The sequence below is a fragment of the Pseudoalteromonas sp. J2K-J031 genome (genome assembly GCF_058197095.2).
The window spans coordinates 144,783-163,853 of sequence record NZ_CM200279.1 but is presented as its reverse complement, the minus strand read 5'-3'; the positions used below and the strand labels follow the sequence as shown (position 1 = coordinate 163,853).

Below are 19,071 nucleotides of genomic sequence, written 5' to 3'. Positions count from 1 at the left end.
ATTGGTGTATTTTTGTGTTTACACCCTAACAGCTACTCTTATTTTTATGCAACTGAGAAGCTACAAAGACCGCAACGGTATCTTTGTAGTCGCATTTTCATTGCTCGCACTATATTGGCTTGTGAGTACCATTACGAGTTTAATGAATAATTATGAAGGGCAAACAACAGCACTTCGCCTAACCATTTACCACATCGGTTTACTCAGTTTTTTAGCAGCGGTGCTAGTTCGCAATTATGCACCATGGTGGTTATATGGTATGACGGTGGTCGTTGCACTTTGGCATTTCATGCAATATTTAGCCCCTCTGTATGCATTCCCCATACTTTTTTACTTGGCCATTTGCCACTTAATTATTGCTATTGGATTCTTTTTACGCAGACCAAGCCGCAACTTTGCCGACATAGTACTTACCAGTCTTTTTTTAGTGGTTGCTTGCTTAGTTTTATTTAAAAACCAGCTTGAAACTATCTCTCCCATGATCACCGCATCTATGGTTGCCGTTACTAATGTAGTTAGCTGTTTTGCCTTGTTAGGCAGCGTATTATTAGATTACAGGCACGCTCTAAAAAAATTAATTAATACCGACACAATATCTAAGCTCCCTAACCGGCGCGCTCTATTTCGTCAGCTCAAGCAACTTGATAATTCTAATGAATGCTACCACTTACTATTAATACAATGGCAAGGTTTAAACGCAATCACTCATGACTTTGGCTATACAATCACCGACAAAACAATTTTAGCCTTAAGCGCAAAAGCCCAGGCATTACCCTTACAATGGTATAACCTAAGCACGACTCAGTGGGTGGTGATCCATCAAGGAGATGAGCAACACATTAGCGCCTTAATTGATGAGATTGCAGCTTTAGTAAAAGACGTCATTCCGGTTTCAGGCCACGATATTAGATTAAAATCCTCTTTTGGCTTTGCACCACATCATCTAGCGCCCTGCTTTAAAGATAAAGTACAGCTAGCTCAACTTCACTTAGCGATGGCAAATAAAACAAACTGCCACAATACTCTTTTACCACTACAAGATAATTTACTCGCGCAACTTAAAAATGAGCAATATCTCGAACAAAGCCTCAAACAAGCAATACAAAATGAGGCACTAACCGTTGTGTATCAGCCAAAATATTTAACGCTCAGCTCATCAAAAATAGTCGGATGCGAAGCGTTAGTTCGCTGGCAACTCGATGGTGAATGGGTGTCACCCGTAGTATTTATTCCACTTGCTGAGCGCTATAATTTAATTAGTCAAATTGATTTACTCGTCCTTAAAAAAGCATGGCAGTTTGCAGCCAGCCTCAAGCTTGTTGATTTTAGAGTTGCCGTTAACTTTTCATCGGTCAATTTCAGTTACGATATTGATTTACATCAAATAATTAAGAATTTAGCCGAGCGTTATACGCTGCCTTTTACCTGCTTAGAAATAGAGATAACCGAAGCCGCAATAGCTAACTCACAATTTATCATTGAACAGCTCACTAAATTACAAGCGCTGGGTGTGACCATTGCCATTGACGATTTTGGCACTGGCTTTTCAAGCTTAGCGCAGGTGAATGACTTACCCTTTAATGTCTTAAAAATTGATCGTGCTTTTATCAGCACCATTCCAGAGCAAGATGCTATTGCGCGCTTTGTGCTGCAACTTGCCAAAGAGCTCAATGTGGTGGTGGTTGCTGAAGGGGTTGAAACTCAGGCGCAACTCAATTGGCTCGCTCATAATGATTGCACTATGGTGCAAGGGTTTTTACTCAGTAAACCCATTAGCCAAACAGAGCTGATTAATGCATTGCATAACAGCACTTAATAAATATTAATGTGGATGAGTTTGCTCTGGTTTAGCTGGTGTTTTGAGATGCGAAAACATATAAGCCAAGTTAAATTGGTAGTTTGTTAGCTGAGGATGATGCAACAAACTAAACGCTTTAAAATCGTATTGCTGCCAATTTACTTGTTGCAGTAAATTAATATAAGAAGCTAAATTTGCTTCGGTGATTAACTCTAAATCAAACAGTAGCTGCTTGTTTTTTTGTTGTGACCAAAACTTAACTCCTTTTGCATGATCATAAATGCTAATCAGTGCCCACGCAGGCATCATAAAATGCCCACCAACAGATGCGGCTAACTCATTTTTGTTTATTTTATTTAAATTTTCATCAAGCCAATCAAATCCACCAATAAATACATCCTGATTGGGCTTTAAACCTTGATCTTGGATAGCTTGTAGCGCACCTTGTGCCATCAAATCTGATGCAGTCCAAATTACACCGATATCCAGATAGCGCTTTAATAAGCTAAGTGTATGTTGGTAAGCCAATTCTTTAGACCAACTAGCATAAACAATTTGACCTAAAGAGGCATTTTGTGTGGCCGCAACATCAATTAAACCTTGGTTACGCGCCAAAGACTCCTCACCATGATGACCGCTTAAACCAATCACGGTTGGGCGTTCTCGTTTTTTGCTCAATAAATACTGAGCCAATAACTGCCCCGCTTTTTGGTGATCATAGAAAATCTCACCGAGCCAAAACTGATATTTGTCACCCGGTTTACCAACCCTTTCACGCTCTGCGGCAAAGATGTTGTCTTCTATCGTAATAAACTGAACCTGTGCATGCTCAAGTAAATCCATTATGGCTTTAGCGCCACTGGGATAATTCATAAAAATAACATAATCAGGTTTCGGATTACGCTTTAAATATGCTTTTAATTCAGCCAATTGAAGTAAACGGTTACCACCGCCATAAATAATATCTAAATGAAGCTCTAAATCATCGGCAGCCGCTTTTGTCACCTCTTCCGCTTTATGCCAAAAAGGCTCGTATTTTATCGAGGGATTAATAAAAAGTACGTTTACTTGAGTCTGAGCATAAACGGGGGCGCATAATAAAAACAGAATTAACCTAAGAGATATTTTCAACAAAGCAAGAAACCCGCGCGCAACGAATCATTTAAGTTAAGTGATTATTAGACGAAAAGTAAACTTAAAGTAAAGTAAAAGGCGTTCGGTTACCAAACTCGCAAGCTCAGTAACCAATCGGCGGATCTTGCGCTTTTAGATTGCTTGATGAGGACCAAAAACTTCGTAATGCACTCGCTCTGCAGCAACGCCAAGAACTAGCAATTGCTTTAAGATAAATTGCATAAATCCTATCGGACCACACAGGTAAAAATGTCCATTCTGTATGGGTAAAGCACTGGCTAATGGCGCCAATACCATCTGCCCACTAAAAATGGGCGCCTGAGTGGCACCTTTACAATACCAAGTAAATTGCTGAGCGTTGAGCTGCTGGCACAACGCATTGCTTTGGCTGGCAAAACTATGCTGCGCTTGATTTTCACAGGCATGTAAAAAGCTCACGCCATGATCATAGTTTTGTTTAGTTAATGTTTCGAGCATGGCAAACATCGGGGTAATTCCCACCCCTGCTGAAATTAATACCACAGGAGATGCACGGTCTTGCCAATAAAAATCCCCCGCGGGCGGATATAAACTCACTTCGTCACCAAGGTTGACTTCATCATGCAAATAATTTGAAGCCACCCCCACAAACGGGCTTTGTTCACGCTTAACCGAAATGCGATAATTTTTGCCATTACTCGCTTGGGAAAGGGAATATTGGCGAATTTCATTAAATTCACTGCGTGATGGCTGCACTTGTAGGCCAATGTATTGACCCGCTAAATAAGGCAATACAGCTCGCTCATCTTTAGCTGAGAGTACAAAACTTGTTACCAATTCAGACTCAACTATTTTTTCAGTCACAATAAATGGCCGCGTACCTTGCCAGCCACCACTTGCTTGTGCGCGCTCTTGGTATAATTGCGTCTCACGGGTAATAAATATATCCGCCAACATTTGGTAAGCCGTCGCCCACGCAGCTAACACCTCACGATTAAACACCTCGGGTGCCAATTCTTCGAGCGTCGCCAGTAAATGCGTTCCCACTACCGCGTAATGCGCCGCTTGAATATTCATTGATGTGTGCTTTTGGGCTATTCGCTCAACGGCACTGACTAATACCGCGACATTTTCAATATTTTTGGCATAAGCGGCAATAGCTTCAAATAGAGCAACCTGCTGGCGGCCAGACTTTTGGTTACTCATATTAAAAATATGCTGCAACTCTGGGTGATGATGAAATAATCGCTGATAAAAATGAGCAGTTAATTTTGGCCCTGCACTTTCAAGCACACCTAAAGTGCTTTTAATCAATTGTAACTGCATGTCGTTTAACATAGTTTCCCCAAAAAATTAAACACAACTAAGCCCAATCAACTATGACGAGGCGCGAATAAAATAGGTAAATACACTTTTATAAATAGTAGAAACGCCACAATCCAAAGCACAGCACTCATACACCACGCCCACCAATGCAGCTGTAGTAAAACCAAAGTGAAGCGGACCAAAGCTGCCAAAATTAAGCACGAAAAAGCGATAACCATAAATCGAGAAACCACTAAAGCACGACCTGTATGACCTAATGAAACACGGCTCATCATGGCTAAAATCATCAAACCAAGCCCGCCAAGAGTGATGACATGTAACGCATTACTAAAAACAAGTGCAGGTAAGAAGTAGCTTAAACCCAGTAAAATAAGGCCCAAAGCCATAACGAGATACGATAGATGCAGCGACCACAGTAGTGCCACTTTAAAACTGTGATATGCATGCCAATAAGTCATTCGCAGCATATGCAAACAGCCCGCGGAAACCATTAAATAGCCAGGGCTAAATGCAAGCACAGTGAAATAACTGACAAAAAAAACCATCACACTTAGTACAGATGTGACTAAAAAAGCAGCATCAAGTATTTTAGGCAACGGTTGAGGCTGGAGAATAACCCCGATCCGAGCGCAACCAGATTGCGTAAAAAATGGAATTACTCGCCCACCTATCAACCCCATTAATATGGTGAACAGTAAGATATTAGTTCGAACAAGATGAAGTGCTAACGGAGCATTTTGAGCAATTAAATCACTATACAACACAGCTAAATTAAGCAACATCATCATACTTAACAGTACAACAAACACGTAATTTCGGCGATTACGGCTTTGCCAAAGGGGTTTAGCTAAATAATAAATCACCAACAACCACCAGCTACCCTGCAACAGCAAAACCAGCCAACTGAGCTCTTTATCGAGTAACCAAAATGAGGCGCGAACACACAACCAAAGCACAACCAAACACAGCAACGCAGCGGGAGGTAAGGTTGAGCGCTTGGTCCAGGTTTGCACCGCAGTCAATAAAAAACCGACCGCGACCGTTGCGGCAAATCCGTAAACCATTTCATGGCCATGCCAAACTACGGCCGTAATATTAAGGCTCAAAGGACTTAAGCTGCCATTGAGTATCCCAAGCCACATGAGCAAAACAAATACACTCACCAGACTAGCTAATAAAAAAAGAGCCCTAAAAGGCATACTCAATAATGGATGAGATAACAATGATTTGCTCGACACAACATGACTCGCCTCAGCGCTGCTTGCAACCTGCCCGTTTGGCATTATTAGTTTGCTCATATTAAAACGCCTTACCACCAAGGTTATACAAAGAAAAACAGCGCAATACATACGCCAGTTTAAATACAGCAGCAAAAACGATAGTCGCCAGATGAACTGCAATTTTTTGATATAATTTGAAATACTCTACAATCGCGTAGCTTATAAAGATGCAAATAATAAAGAACAAGAACGTGAACCCCGTAATCCAGTTAGCAATAGCAAACCAGTACCCTAACGTTGATTCACTAGGAGCCGCGCAATTGTTTACAATCACCATAGTAGAAACCTTAAATATTTTTCTCGATATTCTGCTATAGCAAACGTGATGCCAAAAATTAAAAGTTTAAAATTCAACAGCTTGAAATAAATCGATAACAAAAAGAGTCTTAATGACTCAAAAAAAATGAAGTCATTAAGATTTTAATGAGTCTTTTTGACTTAAAATTCAGTTACACTATCAAAAAGCTTAAAGAAGCAGGCAATGACAATTTCAAATAACGCACTGGTTGAATTAGCGCTCGATTTAACCAAAAGCCTAAACAACGAAGACCGCTTTGAGCGACTGCTCGACACCATTCGAAAAACAATTCATTGCGATGCTATCGCCCTTTTAATTTTGCAAGGCGATCATTTAAAACCGGTTGCGATGCAAGGGCTTAGTCGAGATACGTTAGGCCGTCGCTTTGTGATAAACGAGCACCCTCGATTTACCATCATCACACAAGCCCAGCGGATTGTGCGCTTTGAACACGACAGCCCATTGCCTGATCCTTATGATGGGTTATTACTTGATCGCGACGACGACTTACCCATGCACTCATGCATGGGATTTCCCTTAATCGCCCAAAATAAACTGATTGGAGTACTCACTCTCGATAGCTTGGCACCTCATGTTTTCAGCAATATCAATGAGCGCACCCTCGATATTATTGCTGCAATGGCCGCGGCAACGCTCAATACAGCCATGAATCTTGAACAACTTGAGTTACTAGCAAAACACAATCAAGAAGTGGTCGCAGAACTCACTCAAGAAGCATGGCAAAAAGATGGAGGGGAAATAATCGGGCAAAGCTCTGCAATCCAACAGTTAAAAAATAACATTCGTATTGCTGCTGGATCCGATTTAACCATTTTAATTTATGGTGAAACAGGAGTAGGCAAAGAGTTAGTCGCACGAACATTACACCAATCCTCAGGGCGTAAAAACAAACCTTTAGTATACGTTAACTGCGCCGCACTACCCGATACACTGATCGAAAGCGAACTGTTTGGCCATGTTAAAGGAGCATTTACCGGTGCTATAAACAACCGAGCCGGTAAATTTTCTTTAGCCCATGGCGGCACTATTTTTTTAGATGAAATTGGCGAGCTACCATTAATAGCGCAAAGTAAATTACTGAGAGTACTGCAAAATAATGAAATACAGCCTGTTGGGCAAGATCACGTTCAGTTAATTGATGTGCGCATTATTACTGCCACCAACCGAGATCTTGAGACCGAAGTAGCTGAAGGACGATTTCGCGCAGATTTATTCCATCGTTTAAGCGCCTACCCCATTAAAGTACCATCTCTACGTCAGCGCGAAGGTGATATTACCTTGCTGATTGGCTTTTTTTTAGAACAAGCACGTCGTAAATTTGGCTTAACACAATTAAAAATGAGTACAGGATTGCAGCACCAATTAGCCCATTACAGCTGGCCCGGTAATGTACGCGAACTCGAGCATGTTATAAATCGCACCACCTTAAAAGCCAAAGCCCGCACTCAATCTGTTTTCGTAGCACTTGAACATCAAGATTGTACTGATTCGTTCAACATCAACCCAGTTAAACCTCCTATCCTCCCAATCTCTTCTGTTTCGAATCTGAACGCTAATGATTCACTTAAAAGTGCCACAGACACATTCCAACGTCAGGTTGTTCTGAGCACCTTGAAAAAGCACCAAGGAAAAATAAGCGCGGCTGCTTTTGAGCTTCAGCTCGACCGAGCCAATCTAGCAAGGCTATGCAAACGCTTAGGGATTGTGATCACAAAAAATATTTCAGGTTAAATGCGAAGAGAGTAAGCACTCTCGCTTTTTTATTTAATAACACTCCATCTAAAAATGAAATAATCTTAGATAACGAAAAGATAATCTTTGCTTTTTATTGATAAAATACGAATAAAACAACCTGAATTTAAACTTTGGTAATCTTACTAATTTAACAGTTCCTAATATTGCGCAAATTGTAATGAAAATGTAACTTAGAGTTTTTACACTGGCTTTCCATTTATGGGGCTTTTTCACGCAATCAACATGTTGTTCAACAACAGGAATAAAATAATGTCAAAACTAAAACTGGCACCTTTAGCAGCAATTATTGCCGCTACCCTCGCACCACTTCACGCTGAAGTATTTATCTCAGAATACGTCGAAGGTAGTAGCAACAATAAAGCCATTGAATTATATAACTCGGGCGATGTTGCTGTTAACTTAGCAGACTACCAACTCAAATATTTTTTTAATGGCGCCACAACCGCAGGCCGTACCTTGACGCTTTCTGGCGATATTGCAGCTAAAGGTACTTTTGTCGTGGCACATTCGAGTGGTGTCGTTGACTTATTGGCTGTTGCCACTGTAGTCGAAGGAGGCAGCTGGTTTAATGGTGATGACACCATTACACTTGAAAAAGCGGGTGCGATTATTGATAGCTTTGGCCAAGTTGGATTTGATCCAGGTTCGAGTTGGAACAACAACGGCGTTGCAAGCAGTGATCGTACTCTGCGTCGTAAAGGGAATGTGGCTGTCGGTCGCACAGACGCTCAAGCTGAATTTGTTATTGATAGCGAATGGGAAAACTTTGCTAAAGACGATTTTTCTGGTTTAGGCCTTCATAATGGCGGCAATGGTGGTACAGATCCTGTTGACCCAGTAGAGCCTTTAGTGTGTGGTAATCCAGCGACTAAGATCCATGCAATCCAAAGTACAGGGGACGCCAGCCCATTAGTCGGTGAAGTGGTTGAAGTTGAAGCGATTGTAACCGCAGATTTTCAATCTGCAGATCAATTAAAAGGCTTTTTTATTCAAACGCTCGATAGCGATATAGACCAAGATCCGCTGACTTCTGAAGGTATTTTTGTGTCTTACACCGCTGATGATGTGAATGTCGGTGACCTAATCCGCGTTCGTGCCACTGTAAAAGAAGCCTACAATGAGACCCAATTAGCGACTATTTCAGCGCTTGAAGTGTGTGGTACCGCTGCAGTTCCGGCAGCGATTCAATTGTCATTACCGGTTAATTCAGTGACTGATTTAGAAGCATTTGAGGGGATGAGCATTGCTTTAAATCAACCTTTATTTGTAACTGATAACTATGGTTTAGGTCGCTTTGGTGAATTAAAACTTGCCTCTGAGCGTTTATACCAATCAACACAAATTGCCACTCCGGGAGAAGCTGCCAAAGCGGTTGAATCGGCAAATCAATTAAAAGTAATCACGCTTGATGATGCTTCAAATGTACAAAATAGCGACCCGATAGCTTACCCAAGCCCTGCACTTGATGCTTACAACACGTTACGGGCGGGCGATCAAGTAACCGGAATTGAAGGTATTTTATCTTACAGCTTTAGCCAATATCGCATTCAACCCACAGCAACACCGACTTTTGTTGCAAGCAACCCGCGACCTGAAGTGATTGATTTGCCCGAAATAGGCGATTTACGCATCGCAAGCTTTAACGTACTTAATTACTTTAACGGTGATGGCCTAGGTGGTGGGTTCCCAACTAGCCGAGGTGCGGATTCACTTGCTGAGTTCGAACGCCAGCGCAATAAAATCATTACCGCTATTTTAGCGCTTGATGCTGATGTTATTGGCTTGATGGAAATGGAAAATGATGGCTTTGGCCCACAAAGCGCATTACAAGATTTAGTAAATGGCCTCAACGCCATTGCTGGTGCAGATCAGTTTGCATTTGTTAACTTTAATGCCGAACAAGTGGGCACAGACCAAATCATGTCTGCAATGATTTATCGTACCGCGCGCATTGAACAAGTTGGCCAAGCGGCATTTACTACAGCTGAACCGTTTGATTATGGCAATCGCCCACCTATGATGCAAAGCTTCAAAGATTTATCACATGATGAAATTTTTTCAGTTGTTGTTGCTCATTTACGTTCAAAAGGCAGTTGTAGCAAAGCAACTGATGGCGATGTGGACTCAGGTGATGGCCAAGGCTGTTGGAATGCTACCCGCGTTAATGCGGTAAACCAGTTAACACAATGGATTGCTACAAATCCAACCACCCTTGATGACACTGATGTGGTTATTTTAGGTGATATGAATGCCTACGCCATGGAAGATCCAATCACCACGTATGAAAATAATGGTTTTGTTAATCTAAAAAAAGCCATTCATGGTAACACCTATGATTACTCATATATCTATCAAGGGTTAATGGGCAGTTTAGATCATGCACTGGCAAGTAGTACGATGGCACAGAAAGTAACAGGGATCGCAGATTGGCACATTAACGCTGATGAACCCATTATTCTTGATTACAACGAGGAATATAAAACAGAGCAGCAGAAAGTAAGCCTGTATGCCAACAACGCTTACCGTGCATCAGATCACGACCCTATTGTAATTGAAGTTAAAACAGCCGCTGAACCTACAGTATTCGAAGGTGAAATCACTGGTTTAACGGGCTGGTTTTGGTGGAATAACTATCAAATTGACTTACCAGCTGGTTTTGACAACTTAACCATTAGTATCAGTGGCGGGCGCGGTGAAGCGGATTTATATGTACGCCAAGGCAAGCAACCCAACTTTTTCAAATATGATTGCCGCCCGTATGTTTGGGGCAACAACGAAAGCTGTCAATTTGATGATCCTGCTGAAGGTAAATGGTTTGTCCGTACTCGTGGTTTCTTACCTTATGCTGATGTTAAGTTAAGCTACAGAGCAACTAAAAACTAAGTGAAATAAACAAATTTTAAAGGCTTCCTAGTGAAGCCTTTTTATTGCGTAACGAGACTCTCAAACGTCAGTCTGATTCTCTAACGCATAAAGGTAACCCGCTTAATCAAGCCATCCACTATTTCATACGCAGCAATCACTTTGATACTTCGGTCAACTTCATCAGCACGCTCACTGCATGACTGCGCCAGTTCGTGGTCAACCAAAAACCGACCTTGCACCATACGCGATATTGAGGAAGCCTTAAGACATTTCAATTGAGCAAACTTTTTACCGTAACGTTTAATTAACTCGTCCTTACCTTGATATTGCAACCCGCCAGGAAAAGCATGGATTTCAACATCATCGTGATAGGTCGCGACAAACGCGTTAATATCCTGATTGTTATAAGCCTGTAGTTGCAAATCAACAATCTGTATGGTTACATTTTCTTCTTCGGTTAATGTTGGCATTTCTTTTCCTTGCACATGAGATACCAAGCCAATACTCAGGCATAGCATAAAGTGAGATATGAATTTTAGAAACGCCTTTTTAACGATAAAACCCAGCTTAGACAAGCGTGTAACTCCTGTTTATTCACCATAAATAATCACTAGCTCACAATTTAAAAATAACTTATCACTTTGTAATTGTGGGGTAAAAATATCAGCGGGTTGCATGCCAAAAAAAGTATCGCGCTCACCATGGCTAAGCGTATAGTGCTGCAAAACCTGAGTTCCACTTTTAAGCTGCAATAGCCCATTATTTGCAAGCGACCACTCACCTTCAAGCTTTTGCAAATCAAAGTCACCTTCTTTATTATGATCGCTTTTTTTGATTTGATTTGTTAATTCGTACTCAAATATAAATTGACCATTTGCTAAAAAAGCAGCCGTTGCATCGGCCCAGTTACAATATTGTGTTCGCAGATAGCGTGGCATTTTATAATAATTTTTTGCCGCAGGATTACGTAAATACACCCCAATGCTGGATTCATTATAAAAGTGCAAGCCTTGAGCAAACGGATAATAATGAGGTTTAGAAAAGCCTGCAGCGATTAAAGCACTTTCAATGCCTGCAAGCATCGCAGGGTCGTGCATAACCGGATGCATCAAAATGGCAGTATCTGAAAACTCATCAGGCATACTTAAGTCTGTCACGGTAACATCGGCATCAAATTGATTGATGTTGGCAAGCAATCGATTTATTAGCCCATCACTATAACCTTGATTGGTGATATAAATATGAGGCCGTTGCTGGCAGGCGACTAATAATAAGGTAGCTACAAGCAATAATTGCAATTTCATTTAAGGCTCCAAACTTTGATTACAAGTGTAATCTAAGTTAAAAATACCTAAATTGCTACTTAATAACATGAAAAAAGGAGCCATGCTCCTTTTTATTAATTGCTATATGGACGTCTATTATAACGAAATAGCACCACCATTGTGTTGCACCCAAGATTGCATTTGCTCTTTTGAATACATCAGCTCGTTAAATAAACGATGCTTTTGTGCAATTAGTTGCGGCTCACAAGGCGTTTGTTGATATTGTAATTTGGCGTGATTATCATTAAATCGCGACATCAATTCAAAGTTAATTTGGCTAAGGCTCGGATCTATTTTCATCGCAAGCGACAAACCTTGCCTGACATCCTCTGCGGTAATTTGGCCAAGGGCATTACCCATCAATTCTTTTTTAAGTGAAAGTCTGATTCCCACAATCCACTCCTAATGGCAATTTATTGAAAATGATTGGCTAAGCTGTAACGCCAAGTTGAAGCCTAAATTCAACAAAGCAAACTTCATTCCAACTATTAACATTTATTTTTATACATGCTCGGCCTACTTTTTACGCCTTTTGCAAAAACATGTAAAGGTACACAAATGTAACAATTTTTCACGTTGAACTAACTCCGTGCAACGCCGTGCTATCGCGGTGCACTTTACTCTGCAAAGATGATACGTAGATGACACACTTACCTGATTAAAAGAAAACTCGCTTTTGTGCGTAAGTTATTTTTAACTCAGGTATAATCAGTTTTTGTTTTGACCTTAATCCTACATACGAGTTCCCCATGTCCACTGCAAATATCATCATTGAACTAGAAGAAGAGCCTATTGAGTTGTGTAAACTTCTTAAAATATTGGATCTTGTTGAAGGTGGCGGCCAAGCAAAAATGCTTATTACCAACGGCTTTATTAGCCTTAATGACGAAGTCTGTGTGCAAAAACGTAAAAAAATTTATGGTGGTGATATTTTACAATTTGATGGTGAATTGTTTGAAATAACCTTAGCTGACGGTGTTACACCAGCTGAACGCTCTTGCGCAAGCACCCAAGAGCACAACCCTATCACCGAACCAAAAAAAGCTGCGAACAAACCTGCAACAAGCAAACAAGCAAACAAAACCAAAAATAAACCAGCGCAAAATCAAAAAAATAACCAACCAAAAGCCCCAAGCAATGGCACTGGCCGCAAGCCTATTTCTTTTGGCTAAACCGGCTCCATTTGTTCAGGCTATTATCAAAAAGAACTTGATTGTCTGACTTGTCGCCAGGGCAGAGCCCCGGCCGACCTTGGGGCATTCCTGACTTGCCAAATACCGTTGTCAAGTCAACGTTATAGCACTTTCCTTGCCACCTTTCGATTCGCTTTGTCCCACCGTCGCTTGTCGCAATAATTTCGCTTTTTTGTTCATTCCAATGCGCTTTTGGCACGGTAATACGATCATTAATCGTCTGTTGAACCTGTGATTTTTGTTTTAAGTGCTCAAACCTTTCCTTATCTTGTTTTAAAACACTATCCGTAGCCGAAAAAGGTAAAGCGGCAAAAGGATTAAGCTTTTTAAAATCCGTTTTATTGCCTTGTGTGGCAAATGTGGGGAAGTTTTGTCCTGCAGATTCTTTAGTAAATGCCGATAAATCACTTTCTTCAGGGCCTGTTTGTGTTTGTGGCGCAAAGTGTTTTGCTTTGGCATCTCGCAGCTTGCTGTCACTTGATTGTTGCTCTTGATGAGTATCCACGCGCTTGATAGTTTTTTCACCTTTAGTAACTGTCAGCTCAGTAGAAGGGCTAATTTCATCGATAGTGGCTTTTTCTAAGGGCGGTATGACTTTGGGTAATGAGGAAAGATTAACACTGAGATACGCTTTCATAACCGGCGCAGGGTTTGAATCTAGTACAGCAACTGGCTGTATTGCAATCACAACAATGAGAATAACATGGAGCCCTATTGATATAATCCATGCTCTATAATTTCCTTTAACCACACTAACTCCTACTCATTAAGTCCTTTATGAGTATGAAAGCATTGGTTTAGTTCCATATTTCAGCCATTAAAAAGCCCCGCCAGATGGCAGGGCTTTTTCAGTTAAACGTTAATTTAAAAATTAACCTTTAGCTGTTTCAATAACGCTAACTAAAGTCCAAGATTTTGTCTTAGAAATTGGTGCACATTCGCGGATTGTAACCACGTCACCAGTTTTAGCTACGTTTGCTTCGTCATGTACGTGTAACTTAGTAGTACGCTTGATGAATTTACCATAGATTGGGTGCTTCACTTGACGTTCAATAGCAACAACGAAAGATTTCTCCATCTTGTCACTGATTACACGGCCTTGAAGAGTACGAATTGTATCGCTCATTATTGACCTGCCTTCTGGTTAATAACTGTTTTAACACGCGCGATATCGCGACGTACTGTTCTTAGCAAATGAGTTTGAGCTAATTGACCAGTGCTTGACTGCATGCGCAAATTGAATTGCTCACGAAGTAAAGCTAAAAGTTCAGTATTTAACTCTTCAACATTTTTGTCTTTAAGTTCACTAGCTTTCATTACATCACCGTCCGAGTTACGAAAGTTGTCTTGAATGGTAATTTACGAGAAGCAAGGTCGAATGCTTCACGAGCGATTTGCTCAGAAACACCTTCCATTTCATAAAGTACACGGCCTGGCTGAATTTCAGCAACCCAGTACTCAACGCTACCCTTACCTTTACCCATACGAACTTCAAGCGGTTTTTCTGTGATTGGTTTATCAGGAAAAACACGAATCCAAATTTTACCTTGGCGCTTTACGTGACGTGTCATAGCACGACGAGCTGCTTCAATTTGACGAGCAGTCATACGACCACGACCAGTAGCTTTCAAACCGAAACTACCGAAGCTTACTTTGTTACCGTTTTGCGCTAAACCACGGTTGCGGCCTTTGTGCATTTTACGGAATTTTGTACGTTTTGGCTGTAACATTACTCGCTACCTCTACTTAGCACTTTTTTTGGCTTTCTTCGGTGCACGTGGTTTGGCCGGCTTCTCTTGCTCTTGTTGTTTCAGTGGTAAACCACCGATCACTTCGCCTTTGAAGATCCAAACTTTTACACCGATGATGCCATAAGTGGTTAAAGCTTCAGAAGTTGAATAATCAATATCTGCACGAAGAGTATGTAAAGGTACACGACCTTCACGATACCATTCAGAACGTGCGATTTCAGCGCCGCCTAAACGACCGCTAACTTCAACTTTGATACCTTTAGCGCCAATGCGCATTGCATTCTGAACCGCACGCTTCATAGCGCGACGGAACATAACGCGACGCTCAAGCTGAGATGCGATGCTGTCAGCAACTAATTTTGCATCTAATTCTGGCTTACGGATTTCAGAAATATTGATCTGAGCCGGTACACCTGCAATTTTAGATACTACAAGACGTAATTTCTCTACGTCTTCGCCTTTTTTACCGATAACAATACCAGGACGAGCCGTGTGAATTGTTACTCGGATTGATTTAGCTGGACGCTCGATGACGATTTTAGACACAGAAGCCGCTTTCAATTCCTTAGTAAGGAATGTACGTACTTTGTGATCACCAAAAAGCATTTCAGGAAAATCTTTAGTATTCGCGTACCAAGTAGACACCCAAGGTTTAGAAATACCTAGGCGAATACCAGTAGGATGAACTTTTTGTCCCATGTTAAACTCCTAGTTATCAGAAACCACTACAGTGATGTGACTTGTACGCTTAAGGATGCGATCAGCGCGTCCTTTAGCACGTGGTAGAATACGTTTCATTGATGGACCTTCATCCACAAAAATCGTAGCTACACGTAGCTCATCAATGTCGGCACCTTCGTTGTGCTCCGCGTTTGCGATAGCTGACTCTAGCACTTTCTTCACTAACACAGCCGCTTTTTTAGGGCTGTAAGCTAGGATTTGTAACGCTTTGTCTACTGGAAGTCCACGGACTTGATCAGCAACTAAACGCGCTTTTTGCGCCGAACCGGAGGCGAATTTATGTTTAGCTAATGCTTGCATTTATCAACTCCTTATCGTTTCTTCGCTTTCTTATCTGCAGCATGGCCGCGATAAGTGCGAGTAGGTGCAAATTCACCTAGTTTATGACCGATCATTTCGTCACTTACGAACACAGGTACGTGTTGACGACCATTATGGACAGCAATGGTCAATCCGATCATTGTAGGGATGATCATTGAACGACGGCTCCAAGTTTTAATTGGCTTCTTGTCACCGCTTTCCAAAGCTTTCTCTACCTTCTTCAGCAAGTGTAGGTCTATAAAAGGACCCTTCTTGAGAGAGCGTGGCATGGCTATTCCTCAATATTACTTAGTACGACGACGTACTATAAATTTATCAGTACGCTTGTTCGAACGTGTCTTCTTACCTTTAGTCGGTACACCCCATGGAGTTACAGGATGACGACCACCAGATGTACGACCTTCACCACCACCGTGTGGGTGATCTACCGGGTTCATGGCAACACCACGAACTGTCGGACGGATACCACGCCAGCGGTTAGCACCAGCTTTACCTAGTGAACGAAGCATATGTTCTGCATTACCTACTTCACCAAGTGTCGCGCGGCAATCAGACTCAACTTTACGAACTTCGCCTGAACGAAGACGTAATGTTACGTATTGACCTTCACGAGCAAGGATTTGTACGTAAGAACCCGCTGAACGTGCGATTTGCGCACCTTTACCAGGCTTTAATTCTACGTTATGAACCGTAGCACCGATAGGCATGTTACGCATTGGCATCGTATTACCAGGCTTGATTGGTGAATCAACACCAGACTGGATTTGATCACCAGCTTTTAAGCCTTTTGGTGCAATGATGTAACGACGCTCACCGTCTGCATATAATACAAGAGCGATGTTCGCTGTACGGTTTGGATCATATTCTAAACGCTCAACAACAGCTGGAATACCATCTTTGTTACGTTTAAAGTCTACTAAACGGTAATGTTGCTTATGACCACCACCGATGTGACGAACCGTGATACGACCGTTGTTATTGCGACCACCTGATTTAGAGTTTTTCTCTAATAGTGGTGCAAATGGCTTACCTTTATGTAAATCTTGGTTAACCACTTTAACTACGTGACGACGACCCGCAGAAGTAGGTTTACACTTTTGAAGTGCCATAATTCTAACTCCCCTTAATTACTCGGCGCCGCCGACAAAGTCTAGCTCGCTGCCTTCTTTAAGAGTAACATAGGCTTTTTTCCAGTCTGAACGACGACCGAAACGAGCACCAGTACGCTTGGTTTTACCCTTAACGTTCAAAGTGCGCACACCTGTTACTTCAACTTCAAAAAGCTTTGCTACTGCAGCTTGAATTTCAGCTTTAGTTGCATCTTTAACAACTTTGAAAACGATCGTATTGTTCGCTTCAGCATTGTTAGTGCTTTTTTCAGAAATGTGTGGGGCTAGAATAACCTTTAATAAACGCTCTTCACGGATCATGCTAACGACTCCTCAAGTTGCTTAACTGCAGCTGCAGTAATAAGAACCTTATCGAATGCGATTAGACTTACTGGATCAATGCCAGCTACGTCACGTACGTCAACCTTATAAAGATTGCGAGAAGATAAGAATAAGTTCTCATCAACTTCTTCCGTTACGATTAGTACGTCTTTAAGCTCTAACTCTTTTAACTTAGCAACTAAATGCTTAGTTTTTGGAGCTTCAATACCAAAGCTTTCAACTACAATTAAACGCTCTTGACGAACTAATTCAGACAAAATGCTTTTAATCGCACCGCGATACATTTTACGGTTTACTTTTTGGCTGTGATCTTGCGGCTTAGCTGCAAACGTCACACCACCCGAGCGCCAAATTGGGCTACGGATTGTACCAGCACGCGCGCGGCCAGTACCTTTTTGATTCCACGGCTTTTTACCGCCACCGCTTACTTCAGAACGTGTCTTCTGAGCACGAGTACCTTGACGAGCACCAGCTGCAAAAGCAACTACTACTTGGTGTACTAGAGCTTCGTTAAACTCACGTCCAAAAGTAGCTTCGGAAACTTCAAGAGCGCCTGACGCGTCTTTCAATGTTAATTCCATCACTAATCTCCGACTTAAGCTTTAACAGCAGGTTTAACGATCACGTCGCCGTTGATAGAACCAGGAACTGCACCTTTAACAAGTAACAAGTTACGTTCTACGTCAACACGAACAACTTCAAGGTTTTGAGTCGTAACACGCTCAGCACCCATGTGACCAGCCATTTTCTTACCTTTAAATACTTTACCAGGTGATTGGTTTTGACCAATTGAGCCTGGAGCACGGTGAGAAAGTGAATTACCGTGAGTAGCGTCTTGCGTTCTGAAATTCCAGCGCTTAACACCACCTTGGAAGCCTTTACCTTTAGAAGTACCAGTAACGTCAACTTTAGTAACGTCATTGAATAATTCTACTGTGATTTCGCTACCAACTTCGAAGCTACCTTCGTCGCCAGATAGACGGAATTCCCACAGACCGCGACCCGCTTCAACGCCAGCTTTTGCGAAGTGACCCGCATCTGCTTTGTTTACGCGGCTTGCTTTTTTAGTGCCTGCGGTAACTTGAAGCGCATTATAACCATCAGTTGCATCAGTTTTGATTTGTGCAATGCGGTTAGGAGTTGCTTCGATTACGGTTACTGGGATAGATACGCCATCTTCAGTGAAGATACGAGTCATGCCCACTTTACGACCGACTAGACCTAATGCCATTTTCCTAAAACCTCTCTAATCTTACGATTAACCCAGGCTGATCTGAACATCAACACCAGCTGCAAGGTCTAGGCGCATTAAAGCGTCTACAGTCTTGTCAGTTGGTTCGACGATGTCGATCAGACGTTTATGGGTGCGGATCTCATACTGATCACGCGCATCTTTGTTTACGTGCGGTGAAGTAAGTATTGTAAAACGCTCGAAACGTGTAGGTAATGGGATTGGACCACGTACCTGAGCACCAGTGCGTTTCGCAGTTTCCACTATTTCCAACGTTGATTGGTCAATCAAACGATGGTCAAAAGCTTTTAGGCGAATACGAATGCGTTGATTTGACATTCTATTTAAACCTCAAAAAATAAAGAGCATTTTAAAAAGAGCATAAAAAAACACCCGAAACTTACTAAATAGAATTAGAAGTCGGTTATTTAATTATTTCTTACCGTTGAACTCCAAATCGGAGCTCCTGTTTATTAGCTTGAAATCCAAGCTACATAGTTCCTTTCACTTAATTCAGAGACTGATATTAATGAAAGCCTGCGTATTATAGTTATACTGGTGATAAATGCAACAGATATTATAAAATAATTACTTTATAAAGA

Annotated in this window: 22 protein-coding genes; 4 read left to right on the top strand and 18 right to left on the bottom strand. The window is 41.6% G+C overall.

Features of this window, described 5'->3' with window-relative positions; genetic code table 11:
- Window positions 1–142: 142 nt before the first annotated feature.
- Window positions 143–1,816 carry an EAL domain-containing protein gene (locus AC3KZC_RS00750; RefSeq protein ID WP_490578341.1) on the top strand — a complete coding sequence of 558 codons (1,674 nt, stop codon included), beginning with the start codon at window positions 143–145 and terminating at the stop codon, window positions 1,814–1,816.
- 6 nt (window positions 1,817–1,822) lie between these two features.
- Here the strand turns inward: AC3KZC_RS00750 and AC3KZC_RS00745 are convergent, their stop codons facing one another.
- From AC3KZC_RS00745 to AC3KZC_RS00735, 3 genes are all read right to left on the bottom strand, one after another.
- Window positions 1,823–2,929, bottom strand: coding sequence for a substrate-binding domain-containing protein (locus AC3KZC_RS00745; protein WP_518525920.1), 1,107 nt, complete (start codon window positions 2,927–2,929; stop codon window positions 1,823–1,825).
- Window positions 2,930–3,064: 135 nt separating this feature from the next.
- Window positions 3,065–4,249, bottom strand: coding sequence for an NO-inducible flavohemoprotein (gene hmpA / locus AC3KZC_RS00740; RefSeq protein WP_490578343.1), 1,185 nt, complete (start codon window positions 4,247–4,249; stop codon window positions 3,065–3,067).
- A 35-nt stretch (window positions 4,250–4,284) separates the two neighbouring features.
- Window positions 4,285–5,535 carry an NnrS family protein gene (locus AC3KZC_RS00735; RefSeq protein WP_490578344.1) on the bottom strand — a complete coding sequence of 417 codons (1,251 nt, stop codon included), beginning with the start codon at window positions 5,533–5,535 and terminating at the stop codon, window positions 4,285–4,287.
- A 463-nt stretch (window positions 5,536–5,998) separates the two neighbouring features.
- On the opposite strand from AC3KZC_RS00735, the gene norR reads away from it, so the two are divergent.
- Entirely contained in the window at window positions 5,999–7,567 is a 1,569-nt protein-coding gene (norR, locus tag AC3KZC_RS00730; RefSeq protein WP_490578345.1) for a nitric oxide reductase transcriptional regulator NorR, read from the top strand.
- 273 nt (window positions 7,568–7,840) lie between these two features.
- Entirely contained in the window at window positions 7,841–10,474 is a 2,634-nt protein-coding gene (locus AC3KZC_RS00725) for an ExeM/NucH family extracellular endonuclease (RefSeq protein ID WP_490578346.1), read from the top strand.
- Between the two features lie 80 nt (window positions 10,475–10,554).
- Here AC3KZC_RS00725 and AC3KZC_RS00720 read toward each other — a convergent pair whose 3' ends face one another.
- The 3 genes from AC3KZC_RS00720 to AC3KZC_RS00710 form a co-directional block, all read right to left on the bottom strand.
- A complete protein-coding gene (locus tag AC3KZC_RS00720) occupies window positions 10,555–10,926 on the bottom strand; it encodes a nuclear transport factor 2 family protein (protein WP_490578347.1) in 372 nt (123 codons plus the stop codon).
- Between the two features lie 120 nt (window positions 10,927–11,046).
- The gene (locus AC3KZC_RS00715) at window positions 11,047–11,760 is read right to left on the bottom strand and encodes a hypothetical protein (RefSeq protein WP_490578348.1); all 714 of its coding nucleotides are present in this window, start codon (window positions 11,758–11,760) and stop codon (window positions 11,047–11,049) included.
- A 117-nt stretch (window positions 11,761–11,877) separates the two neighbouring features.
- Window positions 11,878–12,174 (bottom strand): hypothetical protein, encoded by a 297-nt coding sequence (locus AC3KZC_RS00710; protein ID WP_490578349.1) that lies wholly within the window; start codon window positions 12,172–12,174, stop codon window positions 11,878–11,880.
- Between the two features lie 356 nt (window positions 12,175–12,530).
- Between AC3KZC_RS00710 and AC3KZC_RS00705 the strand changes: the two genes are divergently transcribed.
- Window positions 12,531–12,953, top strand: coding sequence for an RNA-binding S4 domain-containing protein (locus AC3KZC_RS00705; RefSeq protein WP_490578350.1), 423 nt, complete (start codon window positions 12,531–12,533; stop codon window positions 12,951–12,953).
- On the opposite strand, the gene AC3KZC_RS00700 is transcribed toward AC3KZC_RS00705, so the two are convergent.
- The 12 genes from AC3KZC_RS00700 to rpsJ all read right to left on the bottom strand — a co-directional run bounded on the left by AC3KZC_RS00700 (window position 12,937) and on the right by rpsJ (window position 18,808).
- On the bottom strand, window positions 12,937–13,725 hold the full coding sequence (locus tag AC3KZC_RS00700; protein WP_490578351.1) for a hypothetical protein: 789 nt from the start codon (window positions 13,723–13,725) through the stop codon (window positions 12,937–12,939). The two genes, AC3KZC_RS00705 and AC3KZC_RS00700, sit on opposite strands and share 17 nt — an antisense overlap.
- 120 nt (window positions 13,726–13,845) lie before the next feature.
- Window positions 13,846–14,100: a 30S ribosomal protein S17 gene (gene rpsQ / locus AC3KZC_RS00695; RefSeq protein ID WP_490578352.1), complete on the bottom strand. Its 255-nt coding sequence runs from the start codon at window positions 14,098–14,100 to the stop codon at window positions 13,846–13,848.
- Window positions 14,100–14,291 carry a 50S ribosomal protein L29 gene (gene rpmC / locus AC3KZC_RS00690; protein ID WP_009839226.1) on the bottom strand — a complete coding sequence of 64 codons (192 nt, stop codon included), beginning with the start codon at window positions 14,289–14,291 and terminating at the stop codon, window positions 14,100–14,102. The genes rpsQ and rpmC overlap by 1 nt, the downstream gene beginning before the upstream one ends.
- Window positions 14,291–14,704 carry a 50S ribosomal protein L16 gene (rplP, locus tag AC3KZC_RS00685; protein WP_009839227.1) on the bottom strand — a complete coding sequence of 138 codons (414 nt, stop codon included), beginning with the start codon at window positions 14,702–14,704 and terminating at the stop codon, window positions 14,291–14,293. Before rplP ends, rpmC begins: the two co-directional genes overlap by 1 nt.
- 12 nt (window positions 14,705–14,716) lie before the next feature.
- Window positions 14,717–15,424, bottom strand: coding sequence for a 30S ribosomal protein S3 (gene rpsC, locus AC3KZC_RS00680; protein WP_490578353.1), 708 nt, complete (start codon window positions 15,422–15,424; stop codon window positions 14,717–14,719).
- A gap of 9 nt (window positions 15,425–15,433) precedes the next feature.
- Window positions 15,434–15,766 carry a 50S ribosomal protein L22 gene (gene rplV, locus AC3KZC_RS00675; protein ID WP_490578354.1) on the bottom strand — a complete coding sequence of 111 codons (333 nt, stop codon included), beginning with the start codon at window positions 15,764–15,766 and terminating at the stop codon, window positions 15,434–15,436.
- An 11-nt stretch (window positions 15,767–15,777) separates the two neighbouring features.
- Window positions 15,778–16,056, bottom strand: coding sequence for a 30S ribosomal protein S19 (rpsS, locus tag AC3KZC_RS00670; RefSeq protein ID WP_009839230.1), 279 nt, complete (start codon window positions 16,054–16,056; stop codon window positions 15,778–15,780).
- A gap of 15 nt (window positions 16,057–16,071) precedes the next feature.
- Window positions 16,072–16,896 (bottom strand): 50S ribosomal protein L2, encoded by an 825-nt coding sequence (gene rplB, locus AC3KZC_RS00665; RefSeq protein WP_490578355.1) that lies wholly within the window; start codon window positions 16,894–16,896, stop codon window positions 16,072–16,074.
- 18 nt (window positions 16,897–16,914) lie between these two features.
- Entirely contained in the window at window positions 16,915–17,217 is a 303-nt protein-coding gene (gene rplW / locus AC3KZC_RS00660; protein WP_490578356.1) for a 50S ribosomal protein L23, read from the bottom strand.
- Window positions 17,214–17,819, bottom strand: coding sequence for a 50S ribosomal protein L4 (gene rplD, locus AC3KZC_RS00655; protein ID WP_086745860.1), 606 nt, complete (start codon window positions 17,817–17,819; stop codon window positions 17,214–17,216). The genes rplW and rplD overlap by 4 nt, the downstream gene beginning before the upstream one ends.
- A gap of 14 nt (window positions 17,820–17,833) precedes the next feature.
- The gene (gene rplC / locus AC3KZC_RS00650; RefSeq protein ID WP_490578357.1) at window positions 17,834–18,469 is read right to left on the bottom strand and encodes a 50S ribosomal protein L3; all 636 of its coding nucleotides are present in this window, start codon (window positions 18,467–18,469) and stop codon (window positions 17,834–17,836) included.
- A gap of 27 nt (window positions 18,470–18,496) precedes the next feature.
- Entirely contained in the window at window positions 18,497–18,808 is a 312-nt protein-coding gene (gene rpsJ / locus AC3KZC_RS00645) for a 30S ribosomal protein S10 (protein ID WP_086745858.1), read from the bottom strand.
- Window positions 18,809–19,071: the final 263 nt, after the last annotated feature.

Bases quoted from the DNA above. Each gene is read 5' to 3' on its own strand.
- AC3KZC_RS00750 (WP_490578341.1), top strand. From the start codon at position 143: ATGAATAATTATGAAGGGCAAACAACAGCACTTCGCCTAACCATTTAC.
- hmpA (WP_490578343.1), bottom strand. From the start codon at position 4,249: ATGTTAAACGACATGCAGTTACAATTGATTAAAAGCACTTTAGGTGTG.
- AC3KZC_RS00735 (WP_490578344.1), bottom strand. From the start codon at position 5,535: ATGAGCAAACTAATAATGCCAAACGGGCAGGTTGCAAGCAGCGCTGAG.
- norR (WP_490578345.1), top strand. From the start codon at position 5,999: ATGACAATTTCAAATAACGCACTGGTTGAATTAGCGCTCGATTTAACC.
- AC3KZC_RS00725 (WP_490578346.1), top strand. From the start codon at position 7,841: ATGTCAAAACTAAAACTGGCACCTTTAGCAGCAATTATTGCCGCTACC.
- AC3KZC_RS00720 (WP_490578347.1), bottom strand. From the start codon at position 10,926: ATGCCAACATTAACCGAAGAAGAAAATGTAACCATACAGATTGTTGAT.
- AC3KZC_RS00715 (WP_490578348.1), bottom strand. From the start codon at position 11,760: ATGAAATTGCAATTATTGCTTGTAGCTACCTTATTATTAGTCGCCTGC.
- AC3KZC_RS00705 (WP_490578350.1), top strand. From the start codon at position 12,531: ATGTCCACTGCAAATATCATCATTGAACTAGAAGAAGAGCCTATTGAG.
- rpsQ (WP_490578352.1), bottom strand. From the start codon at position 14,100: ATGAGCGATACAATTCGTACTCTTCAAGGCCGTGTAATCAGTGACAAG.
- rpmC (WP_009839226.1), bottom strand. From the start codon at position 14,291: ATGAAAGCTAGTGAACTTAAAGACAAAAATGTTGAAGAGTTAAATACT.
- rplP (WP_009839227.1), bottom strand. From the start codon at position 14,704: ATGTTACAGCCAAAACGTACAAAATTCCGTAAAATGCACAAAGGCCGC.
- rpsC (WP_490578353.1), bottom strand. From the start codon at position 15,424: ATGGGACAAAAAGTTCATCCTACTGGTATTCGCCTAGGTATTTCTAAA.
- rplV (WP_490578354.1), bottom strand. From the start codon at position 15,766: ATGCAAGCATTAGCTAAACATAAATTCGCCTCCGGTTCGGCGCAAAAA.
- rpsS (WP_009839230.1), bottom strand. From the start codon at position 16,056: ATGCCACGCTCTCTCAAGAAGGGTCCTTTTATAGACCTACACTTGCTG.
- rplB (WP_490578355.1), bottom strand. From the start codon at position 16,896: ATGGCACTTCAAAAGTGTAAACCTACTTCTGCGGGTCGTCGTCACGTA.
- rplW (WP_490578356.1), bottom strand. From the start codon at position 17,217: ATGATCCGTGAAGAGCGTTTATTAAAGGTTATTCTAGCCCCACACATT.
- rplD (WP_086745860.1), bottom strand. From the start codon at position 17,819: ATGGAATTAACATTGAAAGACGCGTCAGGCGCTCTTGAAGTTTCCGAA.
- rplC (WP_490578357.1), bottom strand. From the start codon at position 18,469: ATGGCATTAGGTCTAGTCGGTCGTAAAGTGGGCATGACTCGTATCTTC.
- rpsJ (WP_086745858.1), bottom strand. From the start codon at position 18,808: ATGTCAAATCAACGCATTCGTATTCGCCTAAAAGCTTTTGACCATCGT.